20 protein-coding genes are annotated in these 22,533 nt (G+C 70.7%); 6 read left to right on the top strand and 14 right to left on the bottom strand.

The genetic code is table 11. The features are described 5' to 3' along the window. Window positions 1-33 precede the first annotated feature (33 nt). On the bottom strand, window positions 34-1,056 hold the full coding sequence (locus tag AB0I51_RS07775; RefSeq protein ID WP_362972489.1) for a lytic polysaccharide monooxygenase: 1,023 nt from the start codon (window positions 1,054-1,056) through the stop codon (window positions 34-36). Between the two features lie 193 nt (window positions 1,057-1,249). On the opposite strand from AB0I51_RS07775, the gene AB0I51_RS07770 reads away from it, so the two are divergent. After that, window positions 1,250-1,606, top strand: a complete 357-nt coding sequence (locus AB0I51_RS07770; RefSeq protein WP_362972487.1) for a cupin domain-containing protein — start codon at window positions 1,250-1,252, stop codon at window positions 1,604-1,606. Further along, window positions 1,603-2,049, top strand: coding sequence for a GNAT family N-acetyltransferase (locus AB0I51_RS07765; protein WP_362972485.1), 447 nt, complete (start codon window positions 1,603-1,605; stop codon window positions 2,047-2,049). Before AB0I51_RS07770 ends, AB0I51_RS07765 begins: the two co-directional genes overlap by 4 nt. Window positions 2,050-2,055: 6 nt before the next feature. Here the strand turns inward: AB0I51_RS07765 and AB0I51_RS07760 are convergent, their stop codons facing one another. Further along, entirely contained in the window at window positions 2,056-2,190 is a 135-nt protein-coding gene (locus AB0I51_RS07760) for a hypothetical protein (RefSeq protein WP_362972483.1), read from the bottom strand. 135 nt (window positions 2,191-2,325) lie between these two features. On the opposite strand from AB0I51_RS07760, the gene AB0I51_RS07755 reads away from it, so the two are divergent. Next, entirely contained in the window at window positions 2,326-2,925 is a 600-nt protein-coding gene (locus AB0I51_RS07755) for a class I SAM-dependent methyltransferase (protein ID WP_362972481.1), read from the top strand. A gap of 7 nt (window positions 2,926-2,932) precedes the next feature. Here AB0I51_RS07755 and AB0I51_RS07750 read toward each other — a convergent pair whose 3' ends face one another. Further along, a complete protein-coding gene (locus AB0I51_RS07750) occupies window positions 2,933-3,433 on the bottom strand; it encodes a DUF402 domain-containing protein (protein WP_362972479.1) in 501 nt (166 codons plus the stop codon). Continuing rightward, complete coding sequence (locus AB0I51_RS07745; protein ID WP_362972477.1) at window positions 3,414-4,343, bottom strand: GNAT family N-acetyltransferase; 930 nt, start codon at window positions 4,341-4,343, stop codon at window positions 3,414-3,416. The genes AB0I51_RS07750 and AB0I51_RS07745 overlap by 20 nt, the downstream gene beginning before the upstream one ends. Window positions 4,344-4,414: 71 nt before the next feature. On the opposite strand from AB0I51_RS07745, the gene AB0I51_RS07740 reads away from it, so the two are divergent. Next, complete coding sequence (locus tag AB0I51_RS07740; protein ID WP_362972475.1) at window positions 4,415-4,783, top strand: GntR family transcriptional regulator; 369 nt, start codon at window positions 4,415-4,417, stop codon at window positions 4,781-4,783. Between the two features lie 30 nt (window positions 4,784-4,813). Here AB0I51_RS07740 and AB0I51_RS07735 read toward each other — a convergent pair whose 3' ends face one another. Continuing rightward, entirely contained in the window at window positions 4,814-5,908 is a 1,095-nt protein-coding gene (locus AB0I51_RS07735; RefSeq protein WP_362972473.1) for a DUF5925 domain-containing protein, read from the bottom strand. A gap of 188 nt (window positions 5,909-6,096) precedes the next feature. Here AB0I51_RS07735 and AB0I51_RS07730 point away from each other — a divergent pair, with 188 nt between their 5' ends. Next, a complete protein-coding gene (locus AB0I51_RS07730) occupies window positions 6,097-7,512 on the top strand; it encodes a xylan 1,4-beta-xylosidase (RefSeq protein ID WP_362972471.1) in 1,416 nt (471 codons plus the stop codon). Window positions 7,513-7,536: 24 nt separating this feature from the next. Here the strand turns inward: AB0I51_RS07730 and AB0I51_RS07725 are convergent, their stop codons facing one another. The 6 genes from AB0I51_RS07725 to AB0I51_RS07700 all read right to left on the bottom strand — a co-directional run bounded on the left by AB0I51_RS07725 (window position 7,537) and on the right by AB0I51_RS07700 (window position 16,186). Beyond that, window positions 7,537-11,385, bottom strand: a complete 3,849-nt coding sequence (locus AB0I51_RS07725) for a lipopolysaccharide biosynthesis protein (protein WP_362972469.1) — start codon at window positions 11,383-11,385, stop codon at window positions 7,537-7,539. Further along, window positions 11,378-12,178, bottom strand: coding sequence for a polysaccharide deacetylase family protein (locus AB0I51_RS07720; protein ID WP_362972467.1), 801 nt, complete (start codon window positions 12,176-12,178; stop codon window positions 11,378-11,380). Before AB0I51_RS07720 ends, AB0I51_RS07725 begins: the two co-directional genes overlap by 8 nt. Next, entirely contained in the window at window positions 12,171-13,172 is a 1,002-nt protein-coding gene (locus AB0I51_RS07715; protein ID WP_362972465.1) for a glycosyltransferase family 2 protein, read from the bottom strand. The genes AB0I51_RS07720 and AB0I51_RS07715 overlap by 8 nt, the downstream gene beginning before the upstream one ends. Further along, window positions 13,169-14,008 (bottom strand): glycosyltransferase family 2 protein, encoded by an 840-nt coding sequence (locus AB0I51_RS07710; protein ID WP_362972463.1) that lies wholly within the window; start codon window positions 14,006-14,008, stop codon window positions 13,169-13,171. Before AB0I51_RS07710 ends, AB0I51_RS07715 begins: the two co-directional genes overlap by 4 nt. Before the next feature lie 369 nt (window positions 14,009-14,377). Then, a complete protein-coding gene (locus tag AB0I51_RS07705; RefSeq protein ID WP_362972461.1) occupies window positions 14,378-14,803 on the bottom strand; it encodes a hypothetical protein in 426 nt (141 codons plus the stop codon). A 174-nt stretch (window positions 14,804-14,977) separates the two neighbouring features. Continuing rightward, window positions 14,978-16,186, bottom strand: coding sequence for a S8 family peptidase (locus AB0I51_RS07700; protein ID WP_362972459.1), 1,209 nt, complete (start codon window positions 16,184-16,186; stop codon window positions 14,978-14,980). A 283-nt stretch (window positions 16,187-16,469) separates the two neighbouring features. On the opposite strand from AB0I51_RS07700, the gene AB0I51_RS07695 reads away from it, so the two are divergent. Further along, on the top strand, window positions 16,470-17,276 hold the full coding sequence (locus AB0I51_RS07695; RefSeq protein WP_362972457.1) for an SGNH/GDSL hydrolase family protein: 807 nt from the start codon (window positions 16,470-16,472) through the stop codon (window positions 17,274-17,276). 4 nt (window positions 17,277-17,280) lie between these two features. Here AB0I51_RS07695 and AB0I51_RS07690 read toward each other — a convergent pair whose 3' ends face one another. From AB0I51_RS07690 to AB0I51_RS07680, 3 genes are read right to left on the bottom strand one after another with little or no spacing between them, the layout of a single operon-like run. After that, complete coding sequence (locus AB0I51_RS07690; protein WP_362972455.1) at window positions 17,281-18,906, bottom strand: serine/threonine-protein kinase; 1,626 nt, start codon at window positions 18,904-18,906, stop codon at window positions 17,281-17,283. 45 nt (window positions 18,907-18,951) lie between these two features. Next, a complete protein-coding gene (locus AB0I51_RS07685; protein ID WP_362972453.1) occupies window positions 18,952-20,670 on the bottom strand; it encodes a sulfite exporter TauE/SafE family protein in 1,719 nt (572 codons plus the stop codon). Then, window positions 20,667-22,481 carry a tetratricopeptide repeat protein gene (locus AB0I51_RS07680; protein ID WP_362972451.1) on the bottom strand — a complete coding sequence of 605 codons (1,815 nt, stop codon included), beginning with the start codon at window positions 22,479-22,481 and terminating at the stop codon, window positions 20,667-20,669. The genes AB0I51_RS07685 and AB0I51_RS07680 overlap by 4 nt, the downstream gene beginning before the upstream one ends. Window positions 22,482-22,533: the final 52 nt, after the last annotated feature.

The following is a 22,533-nucleotide window of genomic DNA, read 5'->3' as shown; positions in this document are numbered from 1 at the left end:
CGCCGGACAGACCCCGCCCCCTGTACGGCCGTACTAACGGCCGCGCCGTCCACCGCCGTTGGCCGCGCGGCGGCGGACCGAGGCGAACAGGACCGCGGCGCCGAGCGCCAGGGAGGCCGCACCACCGATGACGAGATACGGCGAGCTGTCGTTGCTGCCGGTCGCCGCGAGTTTCTGCGAACTGCCCGCGGGCTGGGGCTCGTTGACCTGGGTCGTGGCGGCGGCCGGCTCCGCCGAGGTGCTCGCGTCCGCGTCCCCGTGACCGTGGTGCTCGACGGTCGACCTGTCGGCACCTGCCGCGATCTGCTCGTCGGACGGGGCGGAGGCGGACGGCGCGGGAGTGGCCCGGGCGGGAGCGGCCGGGGTGGGCGTCGGTGTCGAACTGCTCGCCGCACCACCGCTGTCGGCCCCCGCACCGCTCCCGCCGAAGCTGACGTCCGAGCAGGAGTAGAACGCCTCCGGGCTGTCCGAGCGCTGCCAGATCGCGTACAGGAGCTGTCTGCCGGAGCGCTGCGGGAGAGTGCCGGAGAAGGTGTAGAAACCGCCCGAGGCGACCGGGTCGGTGGCCGTCGCGACCGGGTGCTCCAGGTCCAGGTCCGCCCAGGCCGGCGGCTGCGAAGGGTCGTAGCCGGACTTGGTGAGGTACACCTTGAAGGTGCCCTTGTGCGGTGCGGTCACGCGGTACTTGAAGGTGTACGAGCCGCTGCTCACGCTCGTCGCCGGCCAGTCCGCGCGGGCCAGGTCGAGGCCCTTGAACTCCTCGTTGTTCGCGCTGCACAGCTTGCCGTCCGGGATCAGTGCCTGGTGCCGCCCGTTCGCGTCGCCGATGCGGATGCCGTTCCAGTCGTAGAGCGCCTGGGTGCCACCGGCCGCGACCGCCGCCCTGCACGCGGCCGACTTCGGGTTCTCCGGGCCCTCCGCGTAGCACTGCGCGACCCGGCTGACCGGATCCCCCATCGAACCGTGGGCCGCCGCGGGCGCCGCGGCGAGCGCGGTCAGTACGAGGGGAGCCACGCCGAGGACGGCGACAGCGGCGGCCTTGCGGCGTGCGAGCATGGCGGAACTCCAACTCCTCGAACGGTTCGCGGCGCGGGGGACGGATCCCGTGGGGTGATCAGAAGCTAGCCCCTGGAAACCGCTGAATCGCCTGCTGCAGACGGGGGAGGGAGATCCTTATGGTCGTGTTAAGGCAGGGCTAACCGAGGGCTCAGGGAGGGGTGGGTGTCGTGAGGGTGGAGATGTGTCGCAGATGAGCAGACCGCAGTCCGAGTTCCATCGCCCCGAGACACCCTGGCGGCGGCGGGCCGGGGCGCCCGCCGGAGTGTGGCAGCAGGAGCTGGCCGTGGATCCGGTCTCCGGGGACTCCACCGTGCTCCAGCGGTACGAGCCGGGGACCGACACCAGCGCCCAGGGTGCCGTCCGGCACGACTACTTCGAGGAGGTGTACATCCTCGAGGGCGACCTCACCGACCTGCGCCTCGGCGAGACCTTCACCGCGGGCATGTACGCGTACCGCCATCCGGACATGGAGCACGGGCCGTGGACGAGCGCGGAGGGTGTCCGGATGCTCGTGATCAGTACGCACACGGTCGGGCCCCGCCCATGAGCACCGGCGTTCGCGCGGCCGTCCCCGTCGACGTACCGGCCGTGAAGGCCGTGACCGACATGGCGTACCACCGCTACATCGCGCGCATCGGTGTGGTGCCGCAGCCCATGGAGGCGGACCACATGGCGAATGTGGTCGCCGGGCGCGTCTTCGTGACGGGGAACCCCGTGATCGGGCTGGTGGTGATCGAGGAGCGCGCCGATCACCTGTTCCTCGACAGCATCGCCGTCCACCCCGACGCGCACGGCACGGGAGTGGGACGGCGGCTGCTGGAGTTCGTGGACGCACGCGCGCGTGCCCTGGGTCTGCCCGAGGTCAGGCTCTACACGAACGCGCTGATGTGGGAGAACCAGGAGATCTACCCCAGGTTCGGCTACGAGGTCGTCGAGCGGCGCACGGACGGGCCCTACGACCGCATCCACTACCGCAAGCCGCTGGACTGACCGGGCTCAGCCGTCCGGCCACCAGGTGCGGGCGATGTCCTTTCGGACCTCGGGGCGCTCGACAGGGCGCTCGTCGGCCTCCTCCCGCACCCGACGGGCGTCCGACTTCTTCAGGGGCTTCTGCACGGTTACGCGGCGCATGGCTGCCTCCTTGTGTCCACCCGGGTTCGTGTTCTCACGAGGTGGACCGTTCCCGGGAGGGTGACTCATCGACGCGGGTCTGTCTGTGGTGGCTGTCACGATGGGACTGTCAGTGGCGGGTGTCACTCTTGGCCCATGAGCGAACTTGAAGCGAACGTGAACTGGGACGCGGAGGCGCCGACCTTCGACGAAGAGCCTGATCACGGCCTGCGCGACCCGGAGGTCCGGCGGGCCTGGGCGGACCGGCTGCGCGGCTGGCTGCCCGCCGGCGCGGCCGACGTCCTCGACCTCGGCTGCGGCACCGGCAGCCTCTCGCTCCTCGCGGCCGAGCAGGGACACCGTGTCACGGGCGTCGACCTGTCCCCGGCGATGGTGGACCTCGCCCGCGCGAAGCTGGCCGGCCGTGACGCGGTGTTCCTGCTCGGTGACGCGGCGATGCCGCCGGTGGGTGAGCAGCGCTACGACGTCGTCCTCGTCCGGCACGTGCTGTGGGCGCTGCCCGACCCCGCCCGGGTCCTGCGGCACTGGCGCGGGCTGCTGCGCCCCGGCGGGCGGCTGGTGCTGATCGAGGGCCGCTGGGGGACGGTGAGCCCGGCCGGCATATCCGCCGACCGCCTCACCGAACTCCTGGCACCCGTCGCCGCTCAGGTGCGCGTGGAGCGGCTGTCGGACGACCCGCTGCTGTGGGGGAAGCCGGTGGCCGACGAGCGGTACGCGGTGGTCGCCATGGACTGAGCGGACCTCACCGCAGCAGCGCGCCGAACCCGCCCGCACGGGCCAGCCCCTCCAACTCGTCGAGCGCTGCCACGGCCGCCGCCGCGGCCGCGGGGTCCGTGGCGGCCAGCCCGCTCTCCTCGAACTCGTCCTCGTCCAGCCGACGCACGTCCGTGCCGTCGGCGGACACCCACAGGTCCAGATCGAGGTCTTCTACGACGAGTTCGGCGCCGGAGCGCGTCGCGGGGCGGGTGATGTCGCAGTACCAGCCCTTCAACTCCCTGGTGCCGTCCCGGACTTCCTTCACCGCGAACCAGCGGTCCCGCCAGTAGTACTCGGTGAACACGTCGCCGCGCTCGAAGCGCACGAAACCGAAGTCGCGGACGCCGTCACCCGCCCACGGGGCACGGACGGCGAGGCGGACGCCGTCGTCGAAGAGCAGCTCGGCCGGGTAACGGATCTTCGTACGGCCGGCTTTGACCAGGACGACGTCCAACTGGCTCGCGGTATCAGGTGAGTTCACGGACATGGCGCACCTCCGTGGCGCAGATCTCGTAGCCGAACCATTTGTTGATCGCGAGCATAGGCCCGTTGTCGGCGTCGTTGCCCGTGAACGCCTCCGTGCAGCCGGCGGCGCGGGCGCGGTGCAGGGAGTCGTTCTTGGCGAGCTTGGCGAGGCCCCGGCCGCGGTGTGCGCGGGCGGTGCCGGTCATGGCCGAGCCGTAGCGGGTGGCACCGTCCGTGCGGGCGGCGCTGAAGGCCACCGGGCGTCCCTCGACGAGGGCGACGGAGGTCAACTCGGCACTGAAGAGAGGGTGTCGCCAGGTCTCGTCCAGCCAGGCCCCGAAGTCCGTGAGCTCGGCGTCGATGTCGCCGGGTTCGTCCAGCGTCACCTCCGTGTCCAGCTCGAACAGGGGGCGCGGGTCCGCGGAGAAGTCCGAGCCCGGGCGGACCTCGACCCCGGACGGTGGGGCCTGGAGCGGGGGCAGCGCGCCGTGCGCCAGGTTTAGCCGGAGGAGATGCGCGGCACGGCTCGCGGTGTAGCCGGACCGCTCGGCGAAGGCGCGGTTGCCCGGCTCGTCCAGGACCCAGGAGTAGAGCCTGGTCGCGCCGTGGGCGACGAGGTGTTCCTCGGCCGCGCGGACCAGCAGCGAGCCCGCGCCCAGGCGCGTCCGCTCCGGGTCCACGAACACGTTGAGCATGCCCTGGCCGGGTTCCGTGCTGTCGTGGGCGATGTCGATCTGGGCGGTGCCGATGATCTCGCCGTCCTCCTCCGCGAGCAGTTTGCGCGAGTGGGCGTTCCGGTGGGCATGGGCGAGGTCGTAGGCGATGGACCCCGGGGTGGACAGCATGAAGGGGAAGGCCCGGTCGCGGACCCGGACGTAGCCCTCCAGGTCTGCTCGGACGTCGGGACGCAGGTCGCGCACGCTCACTGTCATGTCGCCGCACGCTACGGCGGAGCCGTGCCGGAGTGCCTCTCATTTTCCGGCCGGTGCGGGACAATCGGGCCGTGACCTTGAAGATCCACATCGATGACAGTGCGGCGCCCTACGAGCAGATCCGCGCCCAGATCTCGGAGCAGGCCCGGTCCGGGGCGCTGCCGGTCGGCCACCGGCTGCCCACGGTGCGCGGACTGGCCGAGTCGCTGGGCCTCGCCGCCAACACCGTCGCCAAGGCCTACCGGGCCCTGGAGACGGACGGCGTGATCGAGACGCGGGGCCGCAACGGAACGCTGATCGCTGCCGCGGGTTCGGCGGCGGAGCGGGAGGCGGCGTCGGCCGCGCAGGCCTACGCGGAGAAGGTTCGGCGGCTGGGGCTTACCCGGGAGGATGCGGCGGCGGCCGTGCGGGATGCCCTGCGGGCGGTCTACGAGGCTTAGGGCAAACGGAGTTGCCCCGGCTCGGAGCCGCTACAGATACAACCCCGCGTCCGCCCCCTCGCGTTGGTCGGGTACCGAGGTCGGCTGGGTGCCCCGGCGCAGTGCGTACAGCTCCGCGAGGGTCGCGCCCTCGCGGCCGATGCCCCCCTCCGTCCCGAGCCAGGCGATCGCCTCGCGGCGGGTGAGCGCGCCGACCTCGATACGGGCCAGGCAGCGGCCGGGGCGGACGACGGCGGGGTGCAGGCGCTCCAAGTCCTCGTTGGTGGTGACGCCGACCAGGACGTTCCTGCCCTGGCCGAGCAGACCGTCCGTGAGGTTCAGGAGGCGGGAGAGGGCCTGGCCCGCCGTGTGCTTGGCCTCGCCGCGGATGAGCTCGTCGCAGTCCTCCAGGAGAAGGAGCCGCCAACGCCCTTTCCCCGTCGTGTCGTCCTCGCCGATCGCGATGTCCATCAGATAGCCGACGTCACTGAACAGCCGCTCCGGGTCCAGCACGCAGTCCACCTGGCACCAGTCCCGCCAGGAACGCGCCAGCGTGCGCAGCGCCGAGGTCTTGCCGGTGCCCGGCGGCCCGTGCAGCAACAGCAGCCGGCCCGCGATGTCCTCCGGGGTCGTCTTCATCAGGCGGTCCATCGCGTCCGCCACCGGGCCCGTGTAGTTCGGGCGCACCTCGTCCCACGTACCCGCCGAGATCTGCCGGGTCGTGCGGTGCGGGCCGCGCCTGGGGGAGACGTACCAGAACCCCATCGTCACGTTCTCCGGCTGCGGTTCGGGCTCGTCCGCCGCGCCGTCGGTCGCCTGGCCGAGGACCTTCTCGGCGAGCTCCTCGCTGGTCGCCGTGACCGTCACGTCGGCGCCCCGGTTCCAGCGGGAGATCAGCAGGGTCCAGCCCTCGCCCTCCGCGAGCGTCGCGCTGCGGTCGTCGTCGCGGGCGGCGCGCAGCACGCGGGCGCCCGGCGGGAGCAGGGTCGCCCCGGACCGTACGCGGTCGATGTTCGCCGCGTGCGAGTACGGCTGCTCGCCCGTCGCGAAGCGGCCGAGGAACAGCGCGTCGACGACATCGGACGGGGAGTCGGAGTCGTCGACGTTGAGCCGGATCGGCAGTGCGTCGTGCGGGTTAGCGGACATGGGGCCATGATCCGGCACGCGGACGCCGTGTGCACCCGCTTTCCGCAGTGCGCCCCCGAGTGTCGGCTGCGTCCGGTGCATCCGATGTGTCCGCTCCGTGTCGGCCGTGCGTCCCCCCGCTCCTGTTACAAGCCTGTGCATGTGGAGCCCTGCCCCACCGTGGGGCACCGACGTTACTGTTGCCCTTGATGGGACGTCATGGGTGGAATTCGGGGGCACGACGGTGGCGGCTCACCGCGCTGCTCGGCGTGGGTGTGGCCGCACTTGCTCTGATCGTGACCCTGATCAACACGCTTCCCGGCGGCGGAAGCACCGCGGGCACCTCGCGCGACGGCGACAAGGTGCACGGCACCCCGGCGACCCCGCCCGACGAGGACCGGCCCGAGGTCGGCTGGGGCTTCACCCACACCCAGTACAGCGCCGACGAGGGCAGCGACACCGCGACCGAGCGCGTCGAGGGGCTGCTCGCGAAGTCCCAACTCCCGCAGGACCAGGCCATCATGGGCTGGGGCGCCGACAACCCCGAGCCGGTGAAGGGGCGTTACGACTTCGGGGCCCTGGACCGCCGTATCGACTTCGTCCGCAGGTCGGGCGGCACCCCGGTGATCACGCTGTGCTGCTCGCCGGACTGGATGAAGGGCGGCAAGTCGGGTGTCGACAACACCGACTGGAGCCAGTCCGCGCTGGAGACGGCCCCGCAGCCGGACCACTACGCGGACTTCGCCGCGCTCGCCGCGACCGTCGCCAAGCGGTACCCGGACGTCACCCACTTCATTGTGTGGAACGAGTTCAAGGGCTTCTGGAACAACGCCAAGCAGCGCTGGGACTACGAGGGTTACACCAAGCTCTACAACCTGGTCTACAAGGCGCTGAAGAAGGTCAACCCGAAGATCATGGTCGGCGGTCCGTACCTCGTGATGGACAGCGTCGACCCGCGCGACCCGGACGCCTCCGGCACCTTCAAGGGCAGCTGGGGCGCGATGGACCAGCGGATCATCGACGCCTTCGACTACTGGAACAAGAACAAGGCCGGCGCCGACTTCGTGGTCGTCGACGGCTCCAGCTACACCAACGACGACGAGATGCTGCCCAACGAGTTCGGGGCCACCGACAAACTCACCGCGGTGAGCGAGTGGGTACGGCAGCAGACACACGACCTGCCGCTGTGGTGGGCCGAGTACTACGTCGAGCCCGCCGACGGCAACGACGACCGTAAGGGCTGGTCCGAGACCCACCGCGTCGCCGTCCAGGCCGCCGGCATGATCGCCATGGCCAAGGGCGGCGCCACCTCCGGCTTCTACTGGAACCCGGAGGACGAGAAGGGCGCGAACTGCGCGGGCTGCCTGTGGACCCCGACCGACAGCTCCGACGGCGGGAAGCTGTTGCCGATGTACGGCCTGGTCTCCCGCTTCGACACGGCCTTCGGGCCCGGTACGAAGTTCGAGACCGTGTCGGTGGCCGCGGACGACGTACCCAATGTGAAGGTCCTCGCCACCGACAAGACGGTTCTGGTCGTGAACACCCTGGACCGGCAGATCAGCGCGAAGGTCGACGGCAAGCGGTTCGACATGGCGGCCTACGAGGTCAAGTGGCTCACGCGATGAGCCACTCGACCTCGTAGGACCCCGCTACTTCATCGTCAGGAACCGCTGCACCAGCGAAGCCAGCAGCACCGCCAGCAGGGGCAGCGAGAACCAGAAACTGCTCTGCAGCCACCGCAGTTGACGCACACTCGGCCGCACCGCGACCCGGACGATCTCGCGGGCCGTCAGCATCAGGATCAGCGCGAGGGCGGCGAGCGCACCCACCACCGACCACGGGGTCCAGGTGATCTGCGGTCCGATCGGCCCGGGATCGGGCTTGGGGACCGCGCCGGCCGGCTGCTTGCGCAGCGCGTACACGGTCACGTCGTCGTTGACGAGGACCTTCTTCAACTCCTGCCGGTTGTCCAGGTTCTGGATGAGCCGGGACTCCCAGGTCGCCGAGTAGCCCGCGTCCAGTTGCAGCGAGACGACCTGGCTCTTGTTGAGCATCAGATACGAGTTCGGGCCCGCGTCCTTGAGCGCCTTGACCAGGCCGGACACCAGCACCGGGTCCGAAGGGGCCAGCGTGGGAACGTAGTTGACCCGCTCCATGTCCTTCGCGCCCCACGGTATCGCCGGCGTCACGTCGTTGACCGTGTCGTTGCTCAGCCACAGCAGCCGTACGGTCGGCTTGTCGTGGGCGTACACGTAGTTCATGGCGGCGACCTCGCCGGGCCGCACCCGCTCGAAGCCCTCGTTGCCCCAACGGGCCACCAGGAAGCCGCCCATGAGCACCAGGCCGGCCATCAGCGCGGCCAGCGGGGCGAGGCTCATCCGGTCCTTCTCGCGCTCCTTGGCGGTGACGCCGGTGCGCGGGAAGAGGGCGAGACCCGCGAGCAGGGCCGCGCCCGGCACCGCGAACATGAAGACGCGCAGCGCCATCTCGCCGCCGTAGGACTGCATGCCGAAGCCCAGGAACGGGACGAAGGCGAGGACGAGGAGGGAGCGTTCGCGGTACTTGTGGTCGCGGCGGCGCCACCAGCCCCAGCAGGCGAAGGCCATGACGCCGCCGGCCAGCAGGACGCGGGTGTAGAGGACCAGCTTGTGGGTCGAGCTGCCGCCCTGGATACGGCCGGAGACGGAGGTCGAGACATTGCTGCCGACGCCGCCGACGCCGCCGAAGAGATCGTTGAAGTGTCCGGACCAGTACGGCTCGGCCATGAAACCGATCCACACCGCGACCAGCACCGCGAACACGATGGGCAGACCGCGCAGTTCGGAACGGCCGATCAGGACGAGGACCGTGAGCACGCCCAGCATCACGAACGGCGTGAGCTGGTGGGCGGGGACGCTCGCCGCGAACAGACCGATCAACACCAGGAGCAGCACGGCCTGTTGACGCCGGTCGGTCGGTTCGACCTCGGCCTCGCCGGGGCGCGTCTTCGTCCACAGGACTCCGGGCGCCCGGAACCAGACCAGGAGGATCGCCACGAAGGCCAGGTAGAGGAGGAAGGTGAATCCCTGCGGGGAGAAGTAGTCCTGGCCGACCCAGCCGCTGAGCACGAAGATCCAGATGCCGGTCCACTTCGCCCGCCAGCTCGCCCGCAGCGAGCGCACCAGCAGGAACATCGGTGCCAGGTAGGCGAGTTGGATGGTGGTGGGCCACCAGCGGATGACCTCGGTCCAGTCGGTGATCCCGCAGGCCTTGCCGATGAACGCCGCCGCCGCGAAGAATCCCGGCCAGCTCCAGCGCGCGTCCAGGTCGGGTACGGCCGAACCGGTGCGGTCGATGTAGTCGATGAACCCGAGGTGCTGCCAGGCCGTCGGGAAGCGCGGCTCGGGCTCGATCACCGCGGGCAGCGCGTGCAGCGAGACCACCGTCGCGAGCAGCGTGATCAACAGCAGCACCTTGTGCTCGCGGCCCAGCCACAGCAGCGAGGCGAACACCGTGATCAGCAGTGCGGCGCCGACCAGCGTGGGCAGCGGCAGCACCGAGATCAGGCCGAGTCCGCCCATGCGGTCGAGGTCGGACTCGCCGAGCCGCAGCGCGGGCACCCAGTACAGGAGCAGCGCGGCGAGCAGCAGACAGCCGAGGACGAGACCGGGGCGGGTGGGCACCAGGCGCTCGCGCAACGGCAACGGGCGCGCGGGCGGCGGCACTTCGGCTTCCCGGGACTCCGTCTGCCGGGATTCCGTCTCCCGGGCTTCCGCCGCCACGAGTGCCGCCTCCGGGACAACCACCCGGTCGGAGCCGTTGGCGGGTTCGAAGGGGGCGTCCACCTCCGGTTCCGCGACCGGGCTCACCGAGGACTCCGAGCCGGGTTCGCGCTCCTCCACCGGCAGTCCCACGACCTCGGACCGCTTGATGCCGAGCGCCCAGGTCGGCCGCTGCTCCCCGGACACGATGGGCGTGCCGGCGGGCGGGGTACCGGGACCCGGACGTACGTCGGGCCGGCGTTCCAGGTGGTCGAAGTCCACGTGGATGCCGAGCGCCAGGGTGTCGGAGTCGAGCGCCCAGGCCGGCCCGCGACGGCGCTGCGCGGCCGGGACCTCACGGGCCCCCAGGTCGGCGAGGTCGCCGTCCGGCGCCGCGTCCTCGGGCAGTTCCGCGGCCGGCGCCGCCCTGAGGGTCCTGAAGAGTTTGGGCGCGGCGATCGTCACGATCACCGCGAGGCTGGAGATCTCGGCCACGCCCGCGCCGGTCAGGCCCATGCGGGGGAGCAGCAGCAGCGTCAGACCGAGCACCAGGACGCACAACAGGCCCTGCAGCCAGGCGAGTCCACTGGTGCGGCTCTGCGCGCGCAGCACCGCGAAGTACGTCTCCATGACGACCCGCAGCAGCGCGCCCACCGCGAACCAGCGCAGCAGCGGGGTCGCCGCGTCCGCGTAGCCCGCGCCGAACACGCCCAGGATCCACGGCGCCCCGATGAACAGCAGCCCGCAGATCGGCAGCATGATCCGGGCCATCCGCTTCAGCGCGGCCCGGGTGTTGGCGGCGATGCGCGCCGGATCGTGCGAGCCCTCGACGGTCAGCGAGGCGCCCATGTTGATGGCGAGCAGGTTGACCGTGCCGCCTATCGTCGTGGTGATGTAGAAGTACGCGTTGTCCTCGGAGCTGACCTGCGAGGCGATGATCACCGGCACGAGATAGACCACGGCGAGCGAGAACAGCGAGCCGGTGTAGTCCCCGGCGAGGAACCGCCCGATCTCCCTCAGCGTGGGCGGCTTCGTGTGCTCCTCGGTCGCCTTGATGTGCCGGGGCACCAGCCGCCGGAACACCAGCCAGCCGAGCGGCACCACGGAGAACGCGATCGCGGCGACCCAGGACACGAAGACACCGCTCGTGGCGAGCGCCGACGCCAGCCCGACGAGGAGCGCCAACTTCACTGCCGAGAACACGGTGTTGCCCACCGGCACCCAGGGCGCGCTGCGCAGCCCGGTCAGCACCCCGTCCTGGAGCGTGAGCACGTTCCACGCAACGACCGCCACGACGAAGCCGAGTGCGTTGATCGGCCCGTGCAGGAAGCGGTACGAGGGTCCCCACTCGTTCAGGGTCAGCAGGAAGATCCCGGCCCCGATCGCGACGACGATCGAACTGCCCGCGTACGTACGGAAGATGAGGCGTCCGGTGGCACGTCCCGCGACCGGGATGAAGCGGGCCAGGGCGCCCGTCAGGGTCACCGCGGTGAGTCCGGCGAGCAGTTTCATCGCGGCGATCGCCGCCGAACCCTGCCCGACCGCGGTGGGCGAGTAGTAGTGGGCCGCGATCAGCCAGTAGCCGAGGCCGAGCACCGCGGAGATCCCGGTGTTGAGCATCAGGGCGTAGGCGTTGCGGAACAGCGGGCTGCCGCCGGGGGACTTGCGCCTCCCCGGCAGGCGCAGACGGCGCCCCGACTGCGGGGGCGCCTCGGTCTCGGGCACTGCGTCCTGGGTGGTGGTCGTCGTGTCAGACACGGGAACGGCTGGCCTTCCGGCGGACCTGTCGAGCTCTGCGGACCATGGCGTACCCCTGGGTGAGGGCCCGGTCCCTGGCGAAGTCGCGGGCGATCGCACGGCCCTCGACGAGCCGCTCGAACTCCTCGACACCCGTACTGCGGCGCACGGTCACCCGCCGCAGGGCGTACGGCCCCTGCCGGCGGCGGGCGAGGTCGTTGCCGACGGCGAGCGCCTGCGCGAACCCGGTCTCCCGCACCGCGACGCGCACCCGGCGGCTGGAGTAGCCGTACGGATAGGCGAAGGAGACGGGTACCGCGCCGAGTTCGTCGGCGATGATCTCCTTGCAGCGCACCAGCTCCGCGCGCAGGGTCTCGTCGTCGAGCTGGTCGAGCTGCGGGTGGGTGTGGCTGTGGCCGCCGATCTCGACGTCGGCGCCCGCGAGTTCGCGCACCTGGCCCCAGTCGAGCATGGTGTCGAGGCCGCCCCCGGTGTCGTGGGCGCCCCGGATCCAGCCAGTGGAGACGAACAGCGTGGACGCGAAGCCGTGTTGGGCGAGAGCGGGCATCGCGTGCCGGTGCACGCCCTCGTAGCCGTCGTCGAAGGTGATCAGGACCGGACGCTCCGGCAGCGGCTTGCCCGAACGCCAACTGGCGGCCAGATCGGCGGTGTTGATCGGGGTGAAGTGCAGATCGCCCAGCAGCGCCAGCTGTTCGGCGAACGCCTCCGGCGCGACGGACAGGGCGCGGGTGGCGTCGTTCGGGGCGGCGGCGACGGAGTGGTACATGAGGATCGGCACCGGTGTGTCACTCATGGGTGTCCCCCCGATCGATCCCGACGACCTCGAACGTGGCCCCGCCCCGCCGCGCCCTGACGCTCCCGACGACATACCCGCCCGCCGCCGTGAACACCCCGGCGACGATCGCGCCCGCCCGGCCCGCGCCGCCCGGACGGGCGAACACGGCGTCGCGCAGCCCGCGCGCCACCCCGGCCGGCAGGACCCGGGTGGTGTAGCGGCGCTCCGACTCAAGCCCCTTGCCGGCGCCGACACTTCGGGCCACCAGCGCCTTGGACAGACCCTCGGCGTACGTGCGTGTACGGAAGTATCCGAAGTGCTCGCGCGCCTCGGGCACCCGGTGGTGGATCACCGCCCGGTCGTCGATCAGCAGCACCGCGTCCGGTCTGGCCCGCGTGAGCCGGATGCACAACTCCGTCTCCTCGCAGCCCAGCGGACGCTTGTCGCCGTCGCGCCCGATGCCGGTCGCGAAACCTCCGGCCGCGTCGAACGCCGTACGCCGGAACGAGGCATTGCCGCCGAGGACGTTGCGCACCCGGACCCGGCCCTGCGGCAGGCCCTTGTACGTGCAGCCCACCACCCAGTCGAACTCCTCGGGGAACCAGGCCGGTCGGCGCCCCGACGCCCAGATCGGCATCGTACGGCCGCCGACGGCCATCACCTTCGGATCGGTGTACGCCTCGGCGAAGTGCCGCAGCCACTCCCGTTCGGCCACGGCGTCGTCGTCGAGGAAGGCAATGACCTCGCCGCGCGAGACGGCGATGCCGGTGTTGCGGCCGGCGGACAGACCGCGGGAGCCCGCGTTCGCCAGCACGCGGACCTCGCCCGTTTCCTCGAAGTCCTTGTACTCCCTGGTGAGTCGGTCCAGGAGAGCCGGGTTGTGGTCGACGACCAGCAACGTCTCCAGCGCGGGCCGCGACTGCGCCCGCACCGAGGAGACCGCCGCGAGGATGTCCTCCCAGCGGTCCTCGGTGTAGACGCAGATCACGACGGAGATGTCGGGACTGCTCAAGACACCTCTCCCCGGACCGAGGTGGGCTGCGCGTCGAGGCCGTCGATCATCGTGGAGTGCGAACGGCTGCGCAGCGCACGGCGGTTGGAGCGCTCCTTGAGGATCACCTTGAGCACCCGGATCCCGTCCCGCACGGCGCGCAGATTGCTCGTGCCGTGGATGCGGAGGTACTCGTGGCTGGGGATCTCCTGGACCTTGAGGCCGGCCTTGACCACCCGGATGTTGATCAGGGTCTCGATCTCGAAGCCGGTGCAGTCGAGGTCGATCTTGTCGAGGCAGTGCCGCCAGAACGCGTTGTATCCGTAGCAGAGATCGGTGTAGCGGGCGCCGAACTTGTGGTTGACGATGGTGCACAGCGCCCAGTTGCCGAGCCTGCGGATGAACGTCATGTCGTCCGTGCCGCCGCCGTTGGCGAAGCGGGAGCCCTTGGCGAAGTCCGCGCCCGAGACGAGGGCGGAGACATAGCTGACGATCTCGTTTCCGTCGGCGGAGCCGTCCGCGTCGACCATCACGATGATGTCGCCGCTGCAGGCCGCGAACCCGGTGATCAGGGCATCCCCCTTGCCCTTGCCCTGCTGTTCGACGACCTTGACCCCGGGCCACAGCTCGCGGGCAACTTCTACGGTGTTGTCGGTGGAATTTCCGTCCACAAGAACCACTTCGTGTATCCACGCGGGCAGTGTCTTGAAGACGTAGGGGAGATTCTCCGCCTCATTCATGGCGGGAATCACCACGCTCACCGGCGGTGTAATCGCCAGGTGAGAAGAGATCGGCCTGTATTCGACCGACATTAATGGATCTTGGCCCGATGTCGCTGGGCGCAGAACAGAACTCACGAGTCTGGTCCCTCTCGTCCGGCGGACCGCCCGCCCCTGGGCGGCCCGGCTCTGTGCTCCGGTTCGAAAGGGGGGTTCTCACAGGCGCCACGGACAAATGAATCTCCGTGCACGCGCGGTGAGCTGGCAAAGCTGGTCGACCCCCGGAAAGGCGTGAAAGCCGGCCGCGCGGCACGACTCGGTCACAAGTACGGTCACCGAGCACGGCACCCCCCTACCGCGCCCCGCGCCGGTTCATCGCGGTCCCTGAGCCCTCCCCTAGAGCCGCTCGATGATGGACCGGTGCGGGTGAGATATACGACGGTATTGATGATTGAACCTGTATGGCAAGGCCTGGAACGAGGCCTCACGTTTTTGTTGGTTTGACCGTCACACTACTTTGTCAGCCGTTGTACGGCTGTGCATACGCTGCATGAGCACCGATAGCGCTATCAGGCCACTGATCACCGCTACCGCGATGATTCCCCCGTTGATCGACCACCGGTGCACGGCCAGCATTCCCTGGGCGACCAGCATGTCGACGACGACCGCGCCCGCCACCGAGGCGAGGACGCGGCCGTAGGGATCAAGTCCGCGCAGCACCGCGGCAATTGCCGAGGCCGGCGCGGAGAAGAGGAAGAACAGCGCGAACGCTCCGCGCAGCGGTGAGCCCGAGTCGGTGAGCGCGAGCACCGCGCCGACCGCCCCGATGGTCACGGCCGCACCGGCGAACAGCGCCGCCAGGTCCCTCCCCGGTCCTGGTCGCGCCTGCTCGGTGTCGGCGGTGGATGTTCTCTTGATACCTAAGGTCTGCATTGGCGACTTTGCCCCCCAGCGCGCCGGATGCCGGGTTTCAATGTGGCGCAGCCCGACCGGGCACGTCAAGGTGCGGAAGACGCCTGCACCGGTTCTCGCGCATCCCCGAATGAATGTTCCCCGGAGGCGCCTGCTGCCTCCGGGGAACATTCATTCAGGTGGGGCGGGTGAGCTTTACGGGACGATCTTCAGCAGCTTGTTCGGTGACCCGGTGCCCGCGCTGGTCACGACGTTCGACGTGGCGCCGTTCACCAGGGCCGTGGCGACCTGGGCCGGAGTGGACGAGGTGTGGCCCGCGAGATAGACGGCTGCCGCGCCCGCCACGTGCGGGGACGCCATCGAGGTGCCCGACAGGGTGGCGGTGGCGGTGTCGCTGGTGTTGTAGCCCGCCAGGATGGAGGAGCCGGGCGCGAAGATGTCCAGCACCGAACCGTAGTTGGAGTAACTGGCCTTGGCGTCCGCACTGGTCGTGGCCCCGACGGTGATCGCCGCGGCCACCCGGGCGGGGGAGTACGAGGAGGCGTTGGCGGCGCTGTTGCCCGCCGCGACAGCGTAAGTCACGCCGCTGGATATGGAGTTGGCGACCGCCGTGTCGAGCGCGGTGGAGGCGGAGCCGCCGAGCGACATGTTGGCGACCGCCGGGGTGGTGTGGTTCGAGGTGACCCAGTCGATGCCCGCGATCACACCGGCCGTCGTACCCGAGCCGCTGTTGTCGAGCACCCGGACCGCCACGATGTTCGCCTTCTTGGCGACGCCGTACGTCGAGCCCGCGATCGTCGTGGCCACATGAGTGCCGTGGCCGTTGCCGTCGGAGGCGGTGGTGTCGCCGTCGACCGCGTCGTAGCCGTAGGAGGCGCGGCCACTGATCTGGGTGTGGGTGATCCGGACGCCGGTGTCGACGACGTAGACGGTCACGCCGCTGCCCGCGCTGTCCGGGTAGGTGTACGTCCCCGAGAGCGGCAGCGCGGCCTGGTCGATGCGGTCCAGGCCCCAGGGCGCGCTGGACTGGGTGGTGTCGGTCAGGTGGACGCGCTGGTTCTGCTCCACCGCGGCGACGGCCGGGTCGGCGGCGAGTCTCTTGGCCTCGGTCGCGGACAGGCTTGCCGTGTAGCCGTTCAGCACCGTGCCGAACGTCTTCGTGACCGTGCCGCCGTACTCCTTGACCAGCCCCTTGCCCGCGGCCGAGGACGCCTTCAGACCGGCGCCCTTCTTGAGGGTGACGATGTAGCTGCCGTCGACGGCTGTGGGGGAGCCGGCGGCCAGTACCGTGCCCGTGGCCGGGGCGGCCTGGGCGGGGAGTGCGGTGAGCCCGCCGACGAGAGCGGCGGTGGCGGCGCCGGTCATCGCGGCGAGCCGGAGCTTCTTGCTACGCAGGAGTGCCATTGCGAGGGAGTCCTCCTCCAGGCGGCGCGCCCGGGTCGGCGCGCGAATGTGGGGGTGCGCGCGTCGTCGTGCGCACAGCCGTGGAGCGTTGCGTTCCGCACCAAGGCTGAGTAAAGCGTGGGTCATGTACCGGTGTGGTTCAAGGGAGTTGACGGCCTGTCACACAGCTGTCATGGGCACGCAATCAATGACCCGGACGGCCTCTCTATTGGCATGGACACTTCCCGGCAATGCGCCTGGTTGGTACGACAGTTGTGGCAGAGATCCTGCTAAGGGAGGTTCCATGAGACGTTCCCGATTTATGGCATACGTGACCTCGCTCCTCCTCGCCGCCGGACTCGCCCTCACCGGGGCGATGACGGCGCAGGCGTCCCAACTCGCCGCCACCGGCGGCTATGTGGCCCTCGGCGACTCCTACTCCTCGGGCGTCGGCGCGGGCAGCTACGTCGGCTCCAGCGGCTCCTGCGACCGCAGCACCAAGGCCTACCCCTACCTCTGGGCAGCCGCCCACTCACCCTCGACGTTCGACTTCACCGCTTGCTCCGGCGCCCGAACGGGTGATGTTCTGGCGAGTCAACTCGGCCCGCTCACCTCGGCCACGTCCCTCGTCTCGATCTCCATCGGCGGCAACGACGCCGGCTTCACCGACGTCATGACGACCTGCGTCCTGCAGTCCGACAGCGCCTGCCTGACCCGGATCGCCACCGCGAAGGCGTACGTCGACTCGACGCTCCCCGCCCAACTCGACAAGGTCTACTCGGCGATCAGCGCCAAGGCCCCCGCCGCGCACGTGGTCGTGCTCGGCTACCCGCGCTTCTACAGGCTCGGCACCACCTGCCTCGGCCTCTCCGCGACCAAGCGCACCGCCATCAACGGCGCCGCCGACTACCTCGACGCCGCCCTCGCCAAGCGCGCCGCCGACCACGGCTTCACCTTCGGCGACGTACGCACCACGTTCACCGGCCACGAGATCTGCTCCGGCAGCTCCTGGCTGCACAGCCTCAACCTGCTGAGCATCACCGAGTCGTACCACCCGACCGCGGCCGGCCAGTCCGGCGGCTACCTTCCGGTGTTCACCGGCGCGGTCTGACGCCTCACCCGCCAGAAGGTGATGCCGAGTCCGACGCGGAGGCCCCGTCCGACGGGGTCTCCGTCAGACAGGTCACCGAGAACGGCACCGAGTTGGACGTCGTCTTCACCGGGGTGCGGACCTCGACACTGATCTCGTTCCTGAACGTCCCGCTGTTCGAGTACGTCGTCAGGAACACCCGGTCCTGCTTCGTCTTCCCGCCGCCCGCCGGGAACGAGAGCGTCTTCCAGCCGGGGTCCGAGACCGAACCGCTCTTCAGCACCCACCGGTACGACACCTCCGCGGGCAGCTTCCCCACCGTGAAACTCGCCGTGAAGGTCGGCGCGTCCGTGTTCGACGGCGGACAGCTCCCCGAATAGTCGGTGTTGGCGCCCGCCACGGAGACCTGCACCGACTGCGGCGCCGACGAGGACTTGCTGGCGCTCGGGCTGGGCGTCTGGCTGCCGGCCGTGGTGCTGGTGCTCGCACTCGGCGAAGTCCCGTCCGAAGGCTGGCTCTTGGGGGTGCTGGTTCCCTTGCCCGCGTTGGTGTCGTTCCCGTTGCCCCGGTTCAGCAGCGCGTACGTCAGTCCACCGATCGCCAGGGCCAGCGCGATCACACCCGCGATGATCACGGCGGCCGCCCGCCGGTTGCGGTGCGGTTCGTCCGCGGCCGTCGGCGTCGAGTAGGAGGCGGGCGGCGGCCCGAAGCCCTGTGCCGGCTGCGGCGGGGTCCGCGAGTCCTGCTGGGAGAACGAGTCCTGCGGGTACCCCGCCATCGTCGGTGTGTACGGCGTCGTGGGCGCGGTACCGCCGCTAGGTGTACCGCCCGCGGCGACGAGCCGGAGATCCTGCTCCGCCTGTTCGGCCGACAGCCGCTGGGCCGGGTCCTTGCGCAGCAGCCCCTCGATGACCGGGGTGAGCGGTCCCGCCAGCCGCGGTGTCGGCAACTCCTCGTCGACGATCGCGCGCAGCGTGCTCAACGGGGTGTTCTGGCGGAACGGCGAACTGCCCTCGACCGCCGCGTACAACAGCACACCCAGCGCCCACAGATCGGACTCGGGCCCGGGGGTTCGGCCCAACGCCCGCTCCGGAGCGAGGAATTCGGGCGAGCCGATGACCTCGCCGGTCATGGTGAGCGCCGAACTGCCCTCGACCATCGCGATACCGAAGTCCGTCAGCACCACCCGGCCGTCGTTCGACATCAGCACATTGGCCGGTTTCACATCGCGGTGCAGCACCCCGGCGTCGTGCGCGGCCCGCAGCGCGGCGAGCACCTCGGCACCGATGTGCGCGGCTCGCTGCGGCGTCAACGGGCCCTCGGCGTCCAGGAGATCGGCCAGGGACACGCCCCGCACCAGCTCCATGACGATCCAGGGGCGGCCGTCCTCCATCGCGACGTCGTACACCGTCACCACATTGCGGTTGGCGACCCGCGCCGCCGCCCACGCCTCGCGCTCCAGCCGTGCGTACATCCGCTCCACGTCGTCGGAGGCCAGTCCGGCAGGCGCGCGCACCTCCTTGACGGCGACCTCGCGTTGCAGCACCTCGTCGCGGGCCCGCCACACCGTTCCCATGCCGCCCTCGCCGAGAGGGGACAGGAGCCGGTAGCGGCCCGCGATCACACGTTCAGTGCCCGGTTCTTCGGGCATGGGCGCTCCCCATTCGCATCCGGGCCAATTCTCCACAAACGTAGCTCAGCCGAGTGCGGATGCCGCCCCCTTGAGCACCAAACCGATCCCGAGGGCCACGACGACGAACGCCGAAGCCAACGGCAGGGTACGGCGGACCAGGACTGCCATGGGGCTGGTGGTCCAGCGGGGGCGCCGGTCCAGCACTCGGTTCATCCCTGTACCCAGCTTGACGACGGCGAATCCGGCGGCGGTGAGGGTGAGGGCGAGCCCGACGCCGTAGGCAACGACCAGGAGCAGCCCGAACCAGGCCTGACCGAGTGCGGCGGCCCCCACGAGGACGACGACGGCGGACGGGCTGGGCACCAGCCCGCCGGCGAAGCCGAGCAGGATCGTGCCGCGCAGGGTGGGAGCGGTGGAGTGGGTGTGCGTGAAGCCGCCGTGCGTGTGTTCCACGGCGTGGTCGTGGTCGTGCGTGTGGCCGTGCTCGTGGTCGTGCTCGTGCTCATGGGGGTGGGGGTGGTCATGCCCGTGGTCATGTCCGTGGTCGTGACCGTGGGCATGGTCGTCGTGGCTGTGGGGGTGCGGGTGGGCCTCGGTGAGCGTGTGCGTGGCACCGGCCTCGGTGTGCGCGGACGCGAGGACCAGGGAGCGCTTGGGGGACTTGGCGGTCTCGTGACTGTGATCGTGACCGTGGGGGTGCGGGTGGGGATGGGGGTGCGAAGGGGCCTGCGGGCGTGGGCGGTTGCGCCAGGCGCGGCGGAGGAGGTTGCCGCCGGCGAAGAGGACCAGGACGCCGCTCGCGATGCCGAGCCAGGCGATCACCGAGGGTGTCGCGGCGGACCCGGCCGTGACCAGGAGGCCCAGGGCAATCACGCCGAGGGTGTGGGTGACCGTGACCGAGGCGGCGAGGGGGAGCACGTCCTTGAGACGGGCGCGACCGCCCCGGGCCGCCGCCGTGGCCGCCATCAGGGTCTTGCCGTGACCGGGGGCGAGCGCGTGCATCGCGCCCAGGGCGATCGCGATGAGCAGGGAGAGTGCCGCGAAGCCGACGCTGAGGTGGTGCCGGGCGACCAGGTTGTTCAGCGCCTCCGTCCAACGGTCCGCGCCACGCGGGAGGATGGAGGAAGCGGTCGCATCCGACTGGGACTGGTCGTCGTCGGTGAGGGCCGGGCCACCGGGACGCGCGCGCAGCGACGCCTTCGTGATGTCGGCCGGCGAGGAGAGCAGGTCCTTGGGATAGCTGGTCAGTTCGTGCGACACCGACTTCTTCGGTACGTCCGTCCCGGTGAGCGTCATCCGGTCGGCGCGTGCGGTGATCTCCCGCCAGCCGGGCCCGGTGGTCAGACCCGCGCTGTGGAAGCCCAGGGCGACCGTGCTGCCCTTGGGCAGCGGTGCCGTAGAACTGCACTCCACCCGGAGTGTGTTGAGCCCGGCCTGCCCGGGCCGCAGCCGTGCGGTACTGGTGCCGGGCGTGAGCGCGACCGTACGGCCGTCGACTGTGACCTTGCTGCCCTCGGCGGCCTTGTCGCACCGCTCCCGGGCCCACTCGGTCATGCCGAGCCGCTTGATGTCCGGCTTGGCCTGGGTCGCCGGGATCTCCGCGAGGTCCTCGATGTGCGTGACGCGCAGGACGCCCGGGGCTACGACGAGACCGTCGTACCGGTTGACCGTGAAGTTGCCCAGCGGGTGCGCGCTCGCGGCTGCCGTGGGGACGAGCAGGAGCGCGCCGACGGCCGTGAGGACGGCCGCAGTGGACGCCAACAGGCGGCGGACGGGCTTCACTTGGTCGCCTCCAGCGCCTTGCGGGCCTTGCTCGCGCCCAGCGGCGAGAATCCCGGGTTCAGCTTCAGGGCCTTGGTCAGGTGGGCGCGGCCGTCCGCCGTGTGGCCGGTGGCGAGCTCGATCATGCCGAGGTGGTAGATGAACGAGGCGTTGTGGTAGCCGGTGGCCGTGGCCTGGCGGGCGTAGGGGAGGGCGTCCTTGTCGTGGCCGTTGACGTGCAGGGCCCAGGCCAGGGCGTCCGCCGTGTGCACGGTGTGCCGGCGGGCCCACTCGGCGCGGGCGGCCTTCAGGGCCGACTTGATGTCGCCGTGGTCGGCGGCGGCGAGTGCGGTGTCGAGGTCGGCGTTGACGCCGTTGGCACGGGCCAGGGCGATCCAGGCGTCGACGAGGGCGTACTGGTCGTCGGCCTTCGCCTTGTCGCCCGCCGCACCCCGGCTCTCGTACAACTCACCCAGTTCCACAAGGGGTTGGGGGAGCGGGTAGCGGGAGACGACCAGTTCCAGGCCCTTGATGGCGTCGGCGCGGTCGCCCAGGGCGGCCTGGGCGCGGGCGCGGCCCTCCAGGGCGGGGAGGTAGTTCTCGTCGGCGGCGAGGGCGCGGCCGTAGTAGTCCAGGGCGGTCTTGTAGTCGCCCTGGTTCCAGGCGAGTTGGCCGAGCATGGCGGCCACGTACGAGATGTCGCCGGGGGAGGTGGCGGCGGTGAGCGCCTGCTCCAGCACGGTGCGGGCCGCCTTGACGTCGCCGCGCAGCTCGTGGACGTAGGCGTAGCGGGTGAACACCGGGACGCCGGGCTTTCGGGCGTCGGCCAGGTCGGCGGCCTTCGACGCCTCGTCGTAGCGGCCGAGTTCGACGAGCGCGTCGATACGCGAGCACAGCGCGCGCTCGCTGTACGGGTTCTCCTTGAGGACCTGGTCCGCGTAGGTGAGGGCCTCCGCGAACTCGTGCCGGGCGGCTGCGAGCGCGGCCCGTCCTTCCAGGGCGTTCTCGTTGTTCGGCGAGATCTTCAGCGAGCGCGTGAAGGCTGCCTGTGCCTGCGGGTAGCGGGAGGGGTCGCCCTTGGTCCTGGCCTGCTCGACATAGGCCAGTCCGAGGGTCGCCCACCCGTCGAAGTCCTTCGGCTGGCCCCGGAGATGGGCCTGCAGCGCGGCGATGCTCGCGTCCAGGCTCCCGCTGGCCAGCAGGTCCGGCGACACGGCGCTGGAGACGTTCGTGACGCCGGTGGCACCGCTGTCCTTCGCCGCGCCGATCGCGATCGCCCCGGCGGTCATCGCCACGGCCAACAGGGCGGCACAACCGGCGAGTTGGACGACCCGCCAGCGACGGCCCGCGGCGCCCAACCGGCGTACGGCGGCGACGCGTTCATCGGCGACCGCGTCGTCCGACGTGCCGGGGTGCGGGGCGTGAGCACCGTGGTCGTGGTCGTGGTCGTGCGCGTGGGGGTGGGGGTGATCGTGGGAGTGAGGGTGGGGGTGGTCGTGCCCAGGCGATGGGGCTGCGGTTTCGGTCGGTCCTGTTTCGGGCTCGGGCTCGGTCTCGGCCTCGGGCTCGATCTCGTGGTCGGCGTCGGCCTCGGCGTCGGCGTCGGGTTCGGTCGTGGTCTCGGAGTCGGCCTCGACCGTGGAGTCGGCCTGGGCTTCGGAACGGACCTCGGCTGCCTGGGAGTCGGCTTCACGCTCAGGGCCGGTCCCGGCCTCGGCGTCGGTCTCGCCCTCCGCCCACACGCGTTCCCACTCGCGTTCCCGCTCCGCCGCCACCGGCGTCTCGCCGGGCTCGCCCTCCGTCGGCTTGTTGTCGTGCTCGCGCGGGGCCATGCCGTTCCTCCATCGCCTGGGGTGGTTCAACTGCCGTATTGCTGAGAGGTGT

The sequence above is a fragment of the Streptomyces sp. NPDC050549 genome, from assembly GCF_040655035.1.
Lineage (GTDB): Bacteria > Actinomycetota > Actinomycetes > Streptomycetales > Streptomycetaceae > Streptomyces.
This window is presented reverse-complemented; position numbering and strand designations above follow the sequence as displayed.